General features: G+C 72.0%; 13 protein-coding genes. 6 read left to right on the top strand and 7 right to left on the bottom strand.

Annotated elements, in window-relative coordinates; translation table 11 throughout:
* The first annotated feature begins 34 nt into the window (after positions 1–34).
* Positions 35–889 carry an ABC transporter permease gene (locus ABZ374_RS03635; RefSeq protein ID WP_360305708.1) on the top strand — a complete coding sequence of 285 codons (855 nt, stop codon included), beginning with the start codon at positions 35–37 and terminating at the stop codon, positions 887–889.
* A gap of 99 nt (positions 890–988) precedes the next feature.
* On the opposite strand, the gene ABZ374_RS03630 is transcribed toward ABZ374_RS03635, so the two are convergent.
* From ABZ374_RS03630 to ABZ374_RS03615, 4 genes are all read right to left on the bottom strand, one after another.
* The gene (locus ABZ374_RS03630; RefSeq protein WP_360305706.1) at positions 989–1,312 is read right to left on the bottom strand and encodes a transcriptional regulator; all 324 of its coding nucleotides are present in this window, start codon (positions 1,310–1,312) and stop codon (positions 989–991) included.
* Positions 1,309–1,770 (bottom strand): hypothetical protein, encoded by a 462-nt coding sequence (locus ABZ374_RS03625; protein WP_360305704.1) that lies wholly within the window; start codon positions 1,768–1,770, stop codon positions 1,309–1,311. Before ABZ374_RS03625 ends, ABZ374_RS03630 begins: the two co-directional genes overlap by 4 nt.
* A gap of 130 nt (positions 1,771–1,900) precedes the next feature.
* Positions 1,901–3,514 (bottom strand): D-aminoacylase, encoded by a 1,614-nt coding sequence (locus ABZ374_RS03620; protein WP_360305702.1) that lies wholly within the window; start codon positions 3,512–3,514, stop codon positions 1,901–1,903.
* Positions 3,515–3,524: 10 nt separating this feature from the next.
* Positions 3,525–4,814: an amino acid deaminase gene (locus ABZ374_RS03615; RefSeq protein ID WP_360305700.1), complete on the bottom strand. Its 1,290-nt coding sequence runs from the start codon at positions 4,812–4,814 to the stop codon at positions 3,525–3,527.
* A gap of 284 nt (positions 4,815–5,098) precedes the next feature.
* Here ABZ374_RS03615 and ABZ374_RS03610 point away from each other — a divergent pair, with 284 nt between their 5' ends.
* The 4 genes from ABZ374_RS03610 to ABZ374_RS03595 all read left to right on the top strand — a co-directional run bounded on the left by ABZ374_RS03610 (position 5,099) and on the right by ABZ374_RS03595 (position 9,156).
* Complete coding sequence (locus ABZ374_RS03610; protein WP_360305698.1) at positions 5,099–6,262, top strand: sugar kinase; 1,164 nt, start codon at positions 5,099–5,101, stop codon at positions 6,260–6,262.
* Complete coding sequence (locus tag ABZ374_RS03605; RefSeq protein WP_360305696.1) at positions 6,259–7,014, top strand: IclR family transcriptional regulator; 756 nt, start codon at positions 6,259–6,261, stop codon at positions 7,012–7,014. Before ABZ374_RS03610 ends, ABZ374_RS03605 begins: the two co-directional genes overlap by 4 nt.
* Positions 7,015–7,136: 122 nt before the next feature.
* On the top strand, positions 7,137–7,556 hold the full coding sequence (locus ABZ374_RS03600; RefSeq protein WP_360305694.1) for a RidA family protein: 420 nt from the start codon (positions 7,137–7,139) through the stop codon (positions 7,554–7,556).
* 121 nt (positions 7,557–7,677) lie between these two features.
* Entirely contained in the window at positions 7,678–9,156 is a 1,479-nt protein-coding gene (locus ABZ374_RS03595) for a gluconate:H+ symporter (protein WP_360305941.1), read from the top strand.
* 220 nt (positions 9,157–9,376) lie between these two features.
* Here ABZ374_RS03595 and ABZ374_RS03590 read toward each other — a convergent pair whose 3' ends face one another.
* Positions 9,377–9,961: an isochorismatase family cysteine hydrolase gene (locus tag ABZ374_RS03590; protein ID WP_360305692.1), complete on the bottom strand. Its 585-nt coding sequence runs from the start codon at positions 9,959–9,961 to the stop codon at positions 9,377–9,379.
* A gap of 467 nt (positions 9,962–10,428) precedes the next feature.
* Between ABZ374_RS03590 and ABZ374_RS03585 the strand changes: the two genes are divergently transcribed.
* A complete protein-coding gene (locus ABZ374_RS03585; RefSeq protein WP_360305690.1) occupies positions 10,429–11,334 on the top strand; it encodes a BTAD domain-containing putative transcriptional regulator in 906 nt (301 codons plus the stop codon).
* Here the strand turns inward: ABZ374_RS03585 and ABZ374_RS03580 are convergent.
* Together ABZ374_RS03580 and ABZ374_RS03575 are read right to left on the bottom strand one after the other, a co-directional pair.
* Positions 11,312–13,903, bottom strand: coding sequence for an ABC transporter permease (locus tag ABZ374_RS03580; protein WP_360305688.1), 2,592 nt, complete (start codon positions 13,901–13,903; stop codon positions 11,312–11,314). The two genes, ABZ374_RS03585 and ABZ374_RS03580, sit on opposite strands and share 23 nt — an antisense overlap.
* The gene (locus ABZ374_RS03575) at positions 13,897–16,005 is read right to left on the bottom strand and encodes a prolyl oligopeptidase family serine peptidase (RefSeq protein WP_360305686.1); all 2,109 of its coding nucleotides are present in this window, start codon (positions 16,003–16,005) and stop codon (positions 13,897–13,899) included. Before ABZ374_RS03575 ends, ABZ374_RS03580 begins: the two co-directional genes overlap by 7 nt.
* Between the last annotated feature and the right edge of the window lie 27 nt (positions 16,006–16,032).

Genomic DNA, 16,032 nt, shown 5'->3' with positions numbered 1-16,032 from the left:
CAGGGGGTTCGGTGATCGGTACTACGGTGATCCCATGAACTCGGCCTCGGCCGCCCTGCTGCCCGTCGACGCGGCCCTCGGCTGGGTCCTGGCGCTGCTGCTCGCCGCCGCCGTCACCGTGGTCGCGGTGTGCCGCCTGTCACCCGATCAGGACGCCGGCCGGGCCAGGGAGGTGCTCTTCGCGGGCATCCGGGCCGCCCTCCAACTCGCGGCCGTCTCCGCCGCCATCGGCTGGTTGGCGCATGCGCCCGCGGGCCTTCCGGCCTTCCTGTTCGTGATGTTCGCGGTCGCCGTGCGCACCGCGGGTCGCAGAATCACCCCCGACCGCACGTGGTGGTGGACGGCCGTCCCCATCGCCGCGGGTGTGCTGCCCCTCGTCGGGCTGCTCCTGGCGACCGGCCTCGTCCCGCCCCGCGGCATCACCCTCATCCCGATCACCGGAATCCTCATCGGCGGCGCGCTCACCGCGACCGTCCTGGCCGGCCGACAGAGCCTGGCGGTGCTGCGACTGCGTCACGGCGAGGTCGAGGCCGCCCTCGCACTGGGCATGCTCGAACGGGACGCCAGAATCGAGATCGCCCGCCCGGCCGCCTCGGAGGCACTCGTCCCCGGTCTGGACCAGACCCGCACCGTGGGCCTGGTCACCCTGCCGGGCGCATTCGTCGGCATGCTGCTCGGCGGGGCCGACCCGATCACGGCCGGCGCGGTACAACTCTTCGTCCTCGTCGCCCTGATGGCCGTACAAGCCGTCGCCACCGCGATCACGCTGGAACTGATCGCCCGGGCCCGCATCACCGCCCCCGCCGCCCCGGATTCCAAGCCCCCGTCCCGCCGCCCATGGCACCGACGGCACAGTCCCCCACCACCGCACGCCGCCGGCAACCACTGACTTCGGCCCCGCCCCCTGCACGGCCGGCCCATGGGATCCGGGACGCCCGAACTCGTCTCCCGTCGGATCAGCCCCGCAGGCTCGGCCCCGGCGCCCGCCTCAGGACCGGGCTGCGGGGCTTTCGGCGGGGGTGGTGGCGCCGGTGACGATGGCCTGGAGTGCCGCGACGTGGCCGTCGAAGGCGTCCCGGCCGGCGGTGGTCAGGCGGGCGCGCACCTTGCGGCGGCCGCCGCTCGGGCGGCGCTCCGTGGCCACGTACCCGGCTTCCTCCAGAGTGGCGAGTTGCTTGGACAGCGCCGATTCCGACAACCCCAACTGCTCCTTGAGAAAGGCGAACTCCGCCCAGTCGGCCGCCGCCAGGGTCGCCACCAGCGTCAGCCGGGTGCTGGGGTGGATCAGCTCGTCGAACCGTGCCTTCGTCATGCCCGCGCCCAACGGCGCAGGACGCGCAGGATGTCCGGTCCGCCGAAGCCGATGACGGCCGCGACCAGTACCGCCGCCCAGATACTGGCGTGCTCGGCGCCGTCGGCGTGCAGCGCGAGAGCGGCCAGGACGGTGACGCCGACGAGCCCGACCAACATGCCGACCACGACCACGGGGGTGCGACGCCCGGCGACGGCCGCGCTGACCCGCAGTCCGTCCGTGCGCCGGCGGCCGGCCAGCAGACGGGACGCGAGCGTCCCGTGCCCGGCGCCGAAAACCGCGGCCGCGGTCCCGCCCAGCCACGGCGACACGCTGCCGAGCACACCCAACCCGAGCCAGCCGGCCGCCATCACCCACCAGTAGCCGCGCGGCAGACCGACCTGGTCGGCCACCTGGCGCCGGGCACGGTCGACGGCATCCAGCGCGGCACGGGCCTGCTCCGGAGCGGTGTTCGTCATGACGGAACCTCACTTTCCCATCGGGAAAGTAAGAGTCCTACTTTCCCGATGGGAAAGTCAAGGGCCCGCGCGACGGCGCTTCGACCGAGTCGATCGCGGCGGCGCGGCCTCGGCCCCGTCGGCCCCCGGGCTAAGCCATGGTCGTCCGGCGGATTGCCTTGCCCGCGAGGACGTTCGTGCGGTGGCCGTCCTCGATGACGAATCGGCCGTCGATCAGGACGTGTGGGATGCCGACGGGCAGGGTGCGCGGGTTTTCGAACGTCGAGCCGGCCGCGACCGTGTCCGGGTCGAAGAGGACCAGGTCGGCGCGGTATCCCTCGCGGACCAAACCCCGGTCGGACAGGCGCAGTCGGGCCGCCGGGCGCGAAGTCAGGTGCGCCACGCACTCTTCCAGGCTCAGGATCCCCAACTCCCGGACGTAGCGGCCGAGGTACTGCGGGAAGGTGCCGTACGCGCGCGGGTGTGGCTTGTCTCCTTGCAGGATTCCGTCGCTGCCGCCGGTGTGGATCCGGTGGCGCATGATCTGCCGGACGTTCTCCTCGTGGCCGACGTGTTGGAGGATCGTCGAGCCGAGTCGGTCGTCGACGAGCAGGCGTCGGGCGGTGACCCACGGCTCCTCGCCGCGCTCGATCGCGCTGCGGGCGACCGTCTTGCCCACGTAGTCCGCAAGGCCCGGTTCGGAGATGCCGGACATCTCGATCGTGTCCCACTCGATGGGGACACCGTGGCAACCGTCCGAGCCGATCTCCTCCAGGTGGTGGCGGATCTTCGCGGCGGTGGCGTCGTCCCGGAGGCGGGCCAGGGTCGACTCGGGACCGCCTTCGCTCGCCCAACTCGGCAGCACGGCAACGAGCGTCGTACAGCCGGGGGTGTAGGGATACGTGTCGAGCGAGATGTCGCAGCCGTCGTCCAGGGCGGAGTCGAGCAGGGCCAGGAGATCGGGGGCCCTGCCCTTGTTCACGCCGAAGTTCATGGTGGCGTGGGCGAGGTGGAGCGCGCAGCCGGCCGCCTTGGTGAGGTGCACCATCTCCTCGTACGCCTGCAACGCCCCGGCTCCGTACGAGCGGTGGTGCGGGCAGTAGTAGCCGTCGTATCGGGCGACGACGCGGCACAGTTCGGTGAGTTCGGCGTCGTCCGCGTACATGCCGGGCGTGTAGGTGAGTCCGGACGACATGCCGACCGCGCCCTGTTCCATGCCCTCGGCGACGAGCCGTTTCATCCGGGCGAGTTCGGTGTCGGTCGCGGGGCGGTCGTCCCAACCCATGGCGTACATGCGGAGTGTGCCCTGCGGGATGAGGTATGCCGCGTTGACCGCGATGCCCTGTCCGTCGAAGTTCCGGTCGAGGCGGTCGAGGTAGCCGCCGACGGTGCGCCAGTCGAAGTCGATGTCGGAGCCGTCGCCGTTCCAGCCGGTGATCGACCTGCGCACCTCGGCGAGCGTGCGGTCGTCGACGGGGGCGTACGACAGCCCGTCCTGGCCCAGGACTTCGAGCGTCACGCCCTGGGCGGCCTTGGCGCGGTGATCGGGGTCGCGCAGCAAGGCGAGGTCGCTGTGCGCGTGCATGTCGATGAAGCCGGGCGAGAGCGCGAGGCCGCCCGCGTCCAGGGTGCGCCGACCGGAGAGCCGGGGGCCGCCCGCCCGCCGAATCTCGCTGATCCGGCCGCCGTCCAGACCCACATCGGCCCGGTAGGACGCACCACCGGCGCCGTCGACGACGCGTGCATCGCGAATGACGAGGTCCATGCGACGGCTCCTAGAACAGGGTGCGGATGTAGTCGGTCACGGTGCCGTCGGCTGCCACCAACGGGATCAACTGCCATTTGTCGAAGGACGTGCAGGGGTGCGACAGGCCCATGCCGAGCCAGTCGCCGACCTCCAGCTCGGCGCCCGCGTCGGTGGTGACCCAGCCGTGCTGGTCGGAGAGGCCGGAGACGGTGATGCCGGTGGCGGGGCGCACCGAGCCGTCGCGCGCGGAACGCACGACGTGTGCCTCGGGCAGGTCGAGGTCGTATGCGGCGTCGCGCTTGCCGGCGTTGACGAACGCCTGCGTGGGGGACGGACGGGAGACGACCTGGGCCCACAGGCGGAAGGCCGGCTGGAGGGCGCCTTCGTCGGGGACCCGGTTGAACGGCGTGAGGTGCCGGTAGTGGCCGTCGTCGTGCGAGACATACGCTCCGGAGCGCAGCAGTTTCAGGACCGGGCGGGACAGCTCGGGAAGCTCGGCGAAGACGTCGGCCACCGCGTCGAACCAGGCGCTTCCACCCGCGCTGACCACGATCTCGTCGAGCTGCTCGAAGCAGCCCTGCCTGTCGAAGTCGGCGGCCAGGGACGTCAGTCGGCGCAGCCAGGTGCGCACCCGGTCGCCGTCGGCCTGCGGCACCTCGCCCTCGTAGCCAGCGACGCCCACCAGGCGCAGCACCGGGGAGGCGGCGACCGCGTCGGCGATCTCGGCGCACTCGCTCTCGGTGCGGGCTCCGGTGCGGGCGCCCTCGCCGGCCGCGAGTTCGACGACCACGTCGAGCGGGCGACGGGCCTCGGCGGCACGCAGGGCGGCGTCCATCAATTCGACGCCGCGCACGGAGTCGACGTAGCAGAGGAAGCGGAAGTCCGGGTCCGCGTCGAGTTCCCCGGCCAACCAGCGCAGCGCCGGCGCGTCCACCACCTCGTTGGCGAGGAAGATGCGCGAGACGCCGAACGCGCGGGCCACGCGCGCCTGGTGCGGGACGGCCACGGTGATGCCCCACGCGCCGTGTTCGAGTTGGCGGGCGAACAACCGCGGGGCCATCGACGTCTTGCCGTGCGGGGCGAAGGCCAGGCCGTGCCGCTGCGCGTACGTCTCCATCAGGGCCAGGTTGTGCTCGACGGATTCGGCGGACAGGGCCAGGACCGGTGTGGTGAAGCCGCCGGTGAAGAGGTTGCGGCGCTCGGCGGCCAGCTCGCCGACGGTCAGGCCCTCGGCGTCCGGTGGCAGGGCCTTGAAGCGGTGGTCGACACGCTCGTCCGCGAGCCCGGCGAGCCGGCCGACCGCGTTGTCGGCAGCCATGGGAGCCTCCTGACATCATCGTTGCATCCTGTGCAACGCCCATTGCGTATATCGCTCGGCGTTGTCTAACATCCGAGCCAACGCCGGGTCAATGGTCGGCGTCACGCGGCCGTCGGCGAGACGGCGGCGACCGCTCGACGATCCTGGCGTCCTCGATGTCCTCGATGGTCTTAGCGGACTCGATGTCCTTGCTGCTCTTACTGTCCTTACTGTTCTTTACATCCTTTATGTCCCGATGCTCTTGACGAGCATGACGAACCGATGAACCGGGAGTTCGAGCAATCGTGAGCGTGACTACACCGGGAACCGTCGACGTCGTCTGCCTTGGCGAGTCCATGGTCACGTTCCTGCCCTCACGCCCCGGCCGCCTCGCCGATGTTCCGTCCTTCGAGCGCGGCATAGGCGGCGCCGAGTCCAATGTGGCGTGCGCGCTGGCCGCGGCCGGGCACCGCACGCGCTGGCTCAGCCGGGTCGGCTCCGACGGATTCGGCGACCACCTCGTCGCGGCGATCGCGGCGTACGGGGTCGACACGTCGGCCGTCCAGCGCGACCCGCTCCGGCCGACCGGCATCTACTTCCGTACGGCGGGCGAGCGGGCCACCGGGGACGGCGACCGGGCCACGCCGGACACCGCGGCGACGGCCGCGGTCGTACCCGCCGCCGTCGCGGTCGTCACCGCGGCCGAACCCATCGCGGACCCGATCGCCGAACCCGTCGCCGAAGTCCTCTACTACCGCGCCGGCTCCGCGGCCTCCGCCATGTCCCCCCGCCTCATCCCCGACCGCGACCTGTGGTCGGGACGCGTCCTGCACGTCTCGGGCATCACCGCCGCCCTCTCCGACGACTGCCTCGCGCTCCTGGCCGAGGCGACCCGCCGCCGGCCCGGTCGGCCGCTCGTCTCCTTCGACGTCAACTACCGCGTGAACCTCTGGGACGAGCGCGGGAGCGTGGCCGCCGGACCCGCCGTCCTGCTCGATCTGGCCCGCGGCGCCGACCTGGTATTCGTCGGGGAGGACGAGGCCGAGGCCGCGTGGAACATTCGCGGCGCGCACGCGATTCGGGCCGCGCTCCCCGAGCCGGGCGTGGTCGTCGTCAAGCAGGGCGGCGCGGGCGCCACCGTGTTCACCGACGACGGACCGTCGGTCTTCGTACCGGCCCTCACCGTCGACATCGCCGCCCCGGTCGGTGCGGGCGACGCCTTCGCGGCCGGGTTCCTCTCCGCGACCCTGCGGGGCCTTCCGGTACGCCGGCGCATCCGCCACGGCCACCTCATGGCCGCCGCCGCACTCACCGTCGCGGGCGACCTCGCCGTCCCGCCGCCGCGCGCCGTGGCCGACCGCTTGGCCGACCTCGACGACGGGGCCTGGGGCAGACTGCGTCTCGGCCCCGGCTGGACCCAGGCCCACGCCACCGCCACCGGGGCGGACCAGGAGGTATGCACCCCATGAGCCAGACCGTCGACCGAGCCCTGAGCATCCTGCCGCTGCTGGCCCAGGGGCCCGCCGACCTCGGACAGGTCGCCGAGCGCCTCGGCGTCCACAAGTCCACCGCGCTGCGCCTGCTCCGCACCCTGCACGAGCACGGCCTCGTCTATCGCCAGCAGGACCAGCGCTACCGCCTCGGCGCGCGCCTGTTCGCACTGGCCCAGGAGGCCGTCGAGAACCTCGACGTCCGCGAGATCGCGCATCCGCACCTGGTCGCGCTCAACGAGCAGTGCGGGCACACCGTGCACCTCGCGGTGTACGAGGAGCACGAGGTCCTCTACATCGACAAGGTCGAGAGCCGCTACCCGGTACGGATGTACTCGCGGGTCGGCAAACCGGTCGCGATCACCGTCGCCGCCGTCGCCAAGCTGCTCCTCGGCGACCTGCCCGAGCCCGAACGGCGCGCCGTCGCCGAGAAGCTCGAATACCCCATGTACACGTCCCGTTCGATACCGAACGCCGCCGCGTTCCTCCGGGAACTGGCGACCGTCCGCGAACAGGGCTGGGCCACCGACCTCGGTGGCCACGAGGAGTCCATCAACTGCATCGCGGCCCCTGTTCGCGGTGCGGACGGACTGGTCGTCGCCGCCATGTCGGTCTCCGCGCCGAATGTCGTCGTCACCGCCGAGGAACTCCTGGCCCTGCTCCCGCTGGTACGCCGCACCGCCGACGCCATCACGCGGGAGTACTCGGGTACCGCCCATCCCCCACGATGACCGCCCGGTCACCGCACGACCATCGTGTGATCGCGGCCGGACCGCGGTGCGACCGCAGTACGGCCGCCACACGACCACCACGATCGCAGCGCGATCACCACCCCCACCGAGAAGGCACGCCGATGACCGACAAGCTCGAAAAGATCGCGATCACCCCCGCCACCCACACCGCGCCGCCCGCCAAGTTCTCCCACGGTGTGCGCAAGGGCAACATCCTCCAGGTCGCCGGCCAGGTCGGCTTCCTCCCGGCCGTCGAAGGCCAGGCACCCACCCCCGCCGGCCCGACCCTGCGCGAGCAGACCCTCCAGACCTTCGCCAACGTCAAGGCGATCCTGGAGGAGGGCGGCGCGAGCTGGGACGACGTGATGATGATGCGCGTCTACCTGACCGACACCGGCCACTTCGCCGAAATGAACGCGATCTACAACGCGTACTTCGAGGAGCAGGGCCTGACCGCCCCCGCCTCCGCCCGTACCACCGTGTACGTCGGCCTTCCCGCGGGTCTGCTCATCGAGATCGACGCGCTGGCCGTTCTCGGCTGAGACCCCTTGCCCCGTATCCTCCCGTTCGTCCCCCAAGGCACGGCGCTCTGCTCCCCCATGGCGCCGTGCCGCGGTCCCCCCTTGCCCCAACGCGTCCGGAAACCATGAGGTTCACTCCGTGCTGCTCACGCTGCCGGCTTCGACGCCGCCCCCGAAGACCCCACCGCACACCGGCGGTCTGCTCCTCCTGTTCGACGGCACGGCCGCCCTGCTGACCGTCGCGACGCTCGGCATCGCCCTCCTGCTCTACCTGATCATCAAGATCAGGCTCCAGCCCTTCGTCGCGCTGCTCGCGGTCTCCATAGCCGTCGGCCTCGGCGCGGGCCTGTCCGTCACCGAGCTCTTCGGTACCGTCCAGAAGTCCGCCGCCGTCTCGGTCATCGAGTCGGGCATGGGCGGCATTCTCGGCCATGTGGCGATCATCATCGGGCTGGGCACGATGCTCGGCGCGATCCTGGAGGTGTCCGGCGGCGCCGAGGTGCTCAGCACGCGTCTGCTGAACCTCTTCGGCGAGAAGCGCGCGCCGCTCGCGATGGGTCTGACCGGCCTCATCTTCGGTATCCCGGTCTTCTTCGACGTCGGCATCTTCGTGCTGGCGCCGATCGTCTACGCCGCCGCCAAGCGCTCCGGCAAGTCGATCCTGTTGTACGCGATGCCCCTGCTGGCCGGTCTGTCGATGACCCACGCGTTCCTGCCGCCGCACCCCGGCCCCGTGGCCGCCGCGGGTCTGTTCGACGTCTCGCTCGGCTGGGTCATCCTGATGGGCGTCGTCGTGGGCATCCCCGCCGTGCTGGCGGCCTGGGCGTACGCCGCGTGGATCGGCAAGCGCATCTTCGTCGACGTCCCGCACGACATGGTCGAGGCCGCCGCGGAGGCGAAGGCCGCGGTCGCCGCCGAGCAGGCCGCCTCGGGCATCAAGCCGCCCGAGAAGCCCGTCGCCCTCGGTACGGTCCTCGCCATCATCGGCACGCCGCTCATCCTGATCCTGGGTGCGACGTTCTCCTCGATCGCCTTCGACCCGTCGACCGGGCGTTCGGTCATCGAGTTCTTCGGCAACCCCTTCGTCGCCCTGACGATCGCGCTGTTCCTCGCGTACTACCTGCTGGGCATCCGCCGGGGCTGGTCCCGCAAGTCCCTCGAAACGGTGTCGACCGCTTCGCTCAAGCCGGTCGGCAACATCCTGCTGGTCGTGGGCGCGGGCGGGGTCTTCGGCGCGGTCCTCAAGGCGTCCGGTATCGCCAACGCGCTCGCGACGACCTTCGACAACGTCGGCCTCCCGGTCATCGTCCTCGCGTGGCTGATCTCGGTCGTGCTGCGCGTCGCCCAGGGTTCGGCGACCGTCGCCATCGTCGCCACCTCGGGCATCGTGGTGCCGCTGGTCGAGGGTCAGGACATGTCGCAGGCCCACCTCGCCCTGATCGTCATGGCGATCTCGGCAGGCTCGATCTTCGCCTCGCACGTCAACGACGGCGGGTTCTGGATGGTCGCCAAGTACTTCGGCATCTCGGAGCGCGACACCCTCAAGTCGTGGACGGTCCTGGAAACCGTCCTGTCGATCGCGGGCTTCGCGGTCGCGGCGCTGCTGAGCCTGGTGATCTGACCGAGCCCGGTGATCCGGCGAACCCGTCCGGTGAACCGCGCCCGCGTACCTCACTCGCCCAGTCCCGCGGAAGCGGAAGGCGCCCGCACCTCCCCCGTGGCGTTCCAGCCGCGGTCCCACGGGCCCGGATGGGTCGGCCACGAGCGTCGGCGTCGGCCCTTCCGGTAGCCCGCCGTCGCGTCGGCCGCTCGTCGGGCCCGGCATCGCGTTCGCGATCGGCCTAGACTGCGCCGGCTCCCGCTGTCGCCGAAGGAGCGGGGCGCAGCGGCCAATCGGCGCAGGTTACGACCTCGAATCCCCGGCTGGGGAAGACCGCGTCCACGAAGAATTCATGGATGGCCGCGTCACCGTCGGCGCAGCCGTCGCGCAGGACGGTCACCCGGTAGTCACGGTCCGCCGCGTCGTAGCACGTCGCGGCCACCATCGCGCCGGTTGCGACTCCGGCGATCGCGAGGGTGTCGACGCCGCCCGCGCGGAGCACGAGGTCGAGATCGGTGCCGGCGAACGCACTGGCCCGGCGTTTCACCACGACGACGTCCTCGGCCGCGACCGGCAGCGCGATCCCGGTTCCGGCCGAGCCCTCGTGGAAGGTGTCCCCGGCTTCGTGGAACGTCCTGAGGAGGGCGTTGCCCGGCGGCAGGTCGCGCCCGTTGGCCCGGAGGGCGAAGTGCACGAACACCACCAGGACACCGGCCGCGCGGGCACGTGGCAGCAGTTCGGTGAGCGGTGGCACGACCCGCTTGGCGAACGGGTAGCCGCTCGTGATGCCCTGCTGGATGTCGCCGATGATCAGTGCCGTGGTCACGACAGGCTCCCGTCCGGTCCACCGGTCCAGCCCCCGTGCTCGGCAGGACAGCCTTTTCGGCGGCCGTGGTGACAACGATGGCCGACCGTGCGTAGGCGAAACTACCAGTCCCCGACCGCGAGTCGGTCGGCGGAGCGGCTGCGCGGGGCGGTCCGGGAGACCCTCGCCCGGTCGACCGGCGGTGCACGATGTGCACTGTCCCGACGGGTGGGTGTGTGCGTGTGACGACGGGCGCGGGTGGTACCGAGGAGCAGCGCCGAACGCCTCGGTGATTGTTTTGCGCAGGTGCCGGCGATCTTCACTAGACGGTCGCGGAAAATACATGCGCATTGCCGATATCCGCAATTCGCAAATGGTCGGTGATCACCGCCTCGCGGCTTTACCACATCGAAGGACGGGTTCTGTTGACGGCGAGCGCCCCGCGTGCGTACGGTCCCAGAGGCTGAGCCATATGCCGAGCAGCAAAAATGTCGTTGATCGACTTCCTTGATCGATATCTCGGCGATCTCGGCAGGTCGATGGGAACGGGGGCATCCATGGAGGTTCGAATTCTCGGGCCGGTCCAGATATACGCCGACGGCGGCGCCGTCCGGATCGGTTCGTGCAAGCAGCGCATCCTGCTCGCCTTACTGGCCTGTCATCGCGGCAGCCCGGTTTCGGTCGATCGACTGGTGGAGGCGCTGTGGGACGAAGGGCCGCCGCGCAGCGCCGCCAAGAACATCCAGGTCTACATCTGGCACCTGCGGAAGCTGCTGACCCGGCTGGGGGCGCCGGGGCGGCTGTTGCGCGAACCGTCCGGCTACCTGATCGCGTTGCAGGGCGGCGAGTTGGACCTCGACCGGTTCGAGGAGCAGGTGCGCACCGCCCGATCGGTGCGCGCCTGCGGCGACACCAGGCAGGCGGCGGATCTTTTCCGGGCCGCACTAATACATTGGCGCGGTCCCGCCCTGGCGGATCTGCTCTCGATGCCCGCCATATATGCCGAATCAGTTCACCTGGAAGAGATTCGGCTGGCCATCATTCAGGAGTGGCTGGAGTTGGAGACCGCCGCAGGAAACTACTCGACGGTAATAAATGCCTGCACGGAAGCTATTCGGAATCATCCGTTCCATGAATATCTGAGGGTGTATCAGATTCAGGCTTTGCACCTTTCCGGACGGCAGGGGGAAGCGTTGGCGGCCTACGATTCGATTCGGGTCCTGTTGGCCAAGGAGATGGGTCTGGAGCCCTCGCAGATGTTGCGCCGACTGCAGGAGCGAATTCTCGCCGGCGAGTTGGTGACCGTCTTCGCCGGCGTAACGGGGAACAGCAGACCCCTCTGGGAAGTCCCGACGAAACGATGTCGGCCTGCTATTCGCTCTGCTCGGCCGTAAGCGGATCGGCCCGCAGCACGCAGGCCGCCGGGAACGCCTGGGACAGCAGCACCAGCAGCGCGCCGGCCACCAGGACGCCCGACAGCACCGGCAGGGGAGTCGACGGCCACGGGTCCCCCGTGGCCCCGTCGCTGAACCCGGCCAACGGCACGGCGGCGACTCCCGCCCCCAGCACGCCGGCCGACACCGACACCGCGACCCATTCCAGGCCCACCATCCGCAACATCTGTCCGCGTGTGGCGCCGAGCAGACGCAGCAGCGCCAGTTCGCGGCCCCGCCCGGCGGCCCTGGTGAACGACGCGGTGACGGTGCCGGCGGCGGCGAACGCGATCAGCGAGCCCAGGAGCAGGTAGCGGCCCCTGGTGTCGAACGCGGCCACCACGTGCGCCCGTTCGGCCGCCCGGTCCCGATCGAGCGCGCGCACCGTCGGGAACTCGTGCGCCAGTTCGTCCAGTGCGGCTCGCGCGCCGGCGCCGGCCGGGCCCGGCGCGGTCGCCACCAGCACCTCCTCGTCCAGCGCGTCGTCCACGTGCCGCGCCACCGACTCCCGGGGCAGCAGCAGGTCGGCGAAGCCCAGCGACCGCTCGTACACCGCGACCACCCGCAACATCGCCGGCGACCCGTCGCCGAAGGTCACCTCCACCCGGTCGCCGACCCGCCAGCCGTACGCGTTCGCCTTGTCCCGGGAAACCGCGACCGCGTCCCCGACCAACTCCGCCGGCAACCCCTCGCGCACGCCGGGATCCAACGTCGCGGCCGACCCGCCCGGGTCGAGCCCGCGCGCCGGGACCCGGTCCAGCAGATCGCCCACCGCACTGCCGTGCCGCACCACCACGTCGGTGCCCACCATGGGCGTGACGGCGACGACCCCGGGCAGCGTCCGCGCCCGCCGCGCCACCTCGAACGGCAGCCCGCGTGCACCCTCCGCCACCAACACCCGATCGGCGACCAGCCGGGCCCGGGTCTGCCGGGCGCCCTCGTCCTCCAGCGTCACCCCGCTCAGCACGACCGTGCCGGTCAACGCGATGATCACGGCCGGCGGCACCACCATCGAGGACAGCACCCGGGTGTCGGCGGACAACGACGCGCGCGCCAGCCGACCCGCCGATCCGCCCAACCGCGCGGCGCACGCGCCGATCGGACGCACCATCACCCGCATCAGCAACGGGCCGACCAGGGCGGCGGCGGCCAGCAACACGGCGACCTGGGCGAACAGTTCCGGCACCGAAGGCTCGTTCCCCGACCGTATCGAGCGCGCCACCAGCACCCCGCCCAGCGCCGCGACCAGCACGCCCGCCACGATCCGCAGGATCGATCCGCGCGGACGCCGCAGCGCGGCCTCGCGCAGCGCCTCGGCGGGCTTGATCCGCGCGGCACGAAACGCGGCGAACAGCGCGGCGAGCTGGGTTCCGAGCAGGCCCAGGAGCAGTGCGGCAAGGACCGGCAGCGGACCCCGGGTCACCTCCAGGCGGTCGGGCAACACGCCCGCGCGGCGGAAGAGTTCGGCCACCCGACCGCAGCTCGCCAGGCCGATGGTCGCGCCGAGCGCCACCCCGACCGCGGTCAGGATCAGCGCCTCGCCCGCGATCATTCGGCGGATCTGCCCGGCCGTCGCGCCGACCGCCCGCAGCAGCGCGATCTCGCGCCGCCGCCGGGCGACCGAAACGAGCAGCGGACCGGTGATCACGAACATCGCGAACACCGCCGCCGCGGACCCGAAGGACGCCGAGACCGCGAGCGCGAAGTCTCGTCCCTCGACCGCGTCGTGATCCTCCGCCGCCCCGATCGCCGAACCGCGCAACACCCGGAGATCGGCGGTGTCCACCCGAATGTCCGGCGCGTGCAGCGCATCCGTCACCCGACCGGCCAACTCGGCCGTCGAAACCCCCGGGGCGGCCAGCACACCGATCGTGAACAGGTCGCCGTCAGGCGCGAGTTCGGCCGCTTCCTCGGCGGCCAGGAACACCGACGCCTCGCGCGGCAGGCCGGCCGCGCCGGGTCGGCCGGCCAGCCCCACCACGAGGTGCGGGCGAGAGCCGGCGGCGGTCAGCACGTCGACCCGGTCGCCGACGCGAACACTCGCTCGGGCGGCCAGCGTTCGCTCGACCACCAGTTCGCCCGAGGCGTGCGGAGGTTGTCCGGCGGTCAGCTCGAACGGGGTCAACGGCGCGGTGGACCAGGCGTGTCCCCGGGCCGGAGTGTCGTCCGGACCGACCATCGGCCGCCCCGCCCGGTCGGTGAGCTGGGCGTAGACCGGCCGGTCGGCGATCACCGCGCGCGCCCCGGGCACCGCGCGCACCCGGTCGAACACCCGGGCGGGGATTCGGCGTTCCTCGCCGAGGACGACCTGGGCCTGCCGTCCGCCGGGTTCGTGCAGCCGGGCCCAGGGATCACCGTCGACCACCACGTCGGTGCCGGCCAGTCGGGCCGGGGCGGGCTCCCAGCGCAGCGCGGACTCGAACAGCACGCCCCACACCGTGGTCAGCACGGCGCACAGGATCACCCCGGTCAACGCGCCGAGGGATCCGGAGATCCGGCCGCGCATGGTCCGGCGGGCAATCCTCAGCATGGGGCGGTCGGTTCCGGGTCCGTCGGGTCCACGCCGGTCGCCGCCGGATCCCTCGACGCGACGGCGGCCGGCGCCGGGTCGGCCGGATCGAGGTGGTGCGCCAGGAAAGCCAGCGTGTCGGCGTCGAGGGCGACCATCCGACTCACCGCTCGGTTGCCGTGACCGGCGCCGTGTTCGCGGCGCAGCAGGATCGGCCGGGTGGACGTGGTGGCGTGTTGCAGCGCCGCGCACATCTTGCGGGCGTGGGCCGGATCCACCCGGGTGTCCCCCTCGAAGACGGCGAACAGCGCGGCCGGGTAGGCGGTGCCCGTTCGCACCCGATGATACGGGGAGTAGTCGAGCAACCACGCCGCCTCGTTCGGATCGGCACTGCTGCCGTATTCCGCGCGCCACAGCCGGCCCAGGCCGAACCGCTCGTAGCGGACCATGTCGAGGACCGGCCCCAGGCACACGACCGCCCGGAACAGGTCCGGGCGTTGGGTCAGCGCGGCGCCGACGAGCAGGCCGCCGTTCGAACCGCCGACCGCGCCGAGCCGGCTCCGGGTGGTCCAGCCGTGCTCGATCAGCCACTCGGCGGCGGCGTGGAAGTCGTCGAAGCTGTTCTGCTTGTGTTCACGCATGCCGGCGCGGTGCCAGGCCGCGCCGCGTTCGCCGCCGCCGCGCACGGCGGCGATGGCGTAGACGCCGCCGGCCTCGACCCAGGCGAGCACGTCGGGTCGGTAGGTCGGGGCGAGGCTGACGCCGAAGCCGCCGTAGCCGGTGAGCAGGGTCGGGCGGGGGGTGGTGCGGCGGGCCGGGGCGCGGGTGGGCGGGGTGATCAGGAACATGCCGACGTCGGTCCCGTCCGGGCTGCGGTAGTGAACTCGGCGCACCGGGGCGCGGGGCCGGGTGGGCGCGGTGGGGTCGACGGGCGATCCGGTGCGGACGTCGTGGCGCAGCGTGGTGGGCGGGGTGAGCAGGTCGGTGTAGCCGACCCAGGTCTCGTGGCCGCCGGGGCGGACGGACAGGCCGGTGATGGTGCCCGCGCCGGGCAGGGCCACCTCGCGGACGTGTGCACCGGAGTCGGCGCGGTGCAGCGCGAGTTCGCCGACGGCCTGCCGGGTACGCAGCACCAGCAGGTGGCCCCGGTCGAGCACGGCGAAGCCGGTCAGTACCGCCTCCGGGTCCTCCGCGATCAACTCGGCGCGGGTGCGCAGCGGATCGGCCGGATCGGCGATGCACAACCGGCGGCGCGGCGCGTCCAGGTCGGTGAGCAGGTACAGCCGCCCGTCCGGACCCATCTCGGCTCGCGTCCGGGCCACGCCCGGCGGCAACACCGGTCGCAGCGACGGGCGTTCGGGCGGAGCCTGGGCCAGGTCGGCGAGCATCGGTCGGTCCGGGCGGCCGGGTCCGTCGGCGAGCACGACGATCAGCCTGCGACCGGTGGCGTCCAGGCGTACGTCGTACACCCGCTGCGACGCGTCGCCGACGATGGGCCGGTCCCGGCCGGGCGGGTCGCCGAGTCGGTGCAGCCACAGTCCGCGCTCGGCGCCGCGCGTGTGGTAGAAGCCGCGCGCGCCCGGGAGCCAGGCGATCGGTGAGCGCCGGCAGCCCTCGATCCGGTCGTCGAGGAAGGTCCCGCCGGCGGTGTCCAGGACCCGCAACGCGCACTGCTCGGTGCCGTCGACGGACAACTGGCAGGCGACCAAAGTGCCGTCGCGCGAGGGCTGCCAGGCGTCCAGGGTGGTCCGCCCGGACGGGTCGAGCACCGCCGGGTCGAACAGTACCCGCTCCGGCTCGCCGGGCGCCGCCGTACACAACACCTCGTGCTCGGCGCCCGCGAAGTGCCGCATCCGGAAGAGCCGTTGCCCGTACCAGACCGGCACCATCACGGACTCGGCCGCGTACAGCTCGGCCAGCCGACGGGCGAACGGATCGCCCCATCGCCGGCGCTGCGTGACGAACAGCCGATCCTGCGCCGCCGCCCAATCCCGGGTCCCCGGTTCGGCGTTGTCCTCCAGCGCCCGATACGGATCGGGTACCCGACGCCCGAACACGTCGTCGACCGTGTCCCCCCGCGCCGCCGCAGGATAGGCGGGTCGCCCGGCAGCCGCCCGGGTCACGCGGTCCGCCGACCCCGCCGGAGGGGG

Origin of the sequence: Embleya sp. NPDC005971 (genome assembly GCF_040629175.1) — a bacterium.
In the GTDB taxonomy this organism is placed as follows: domain Bacteria; phylum Actinomycetota; class Actinomycetes; order Streptomycetales; family Streptomycetaceae; genus Embleya.
This window is presented reverse-complemented; position numbering and strand designations above follow the sequence as displayed.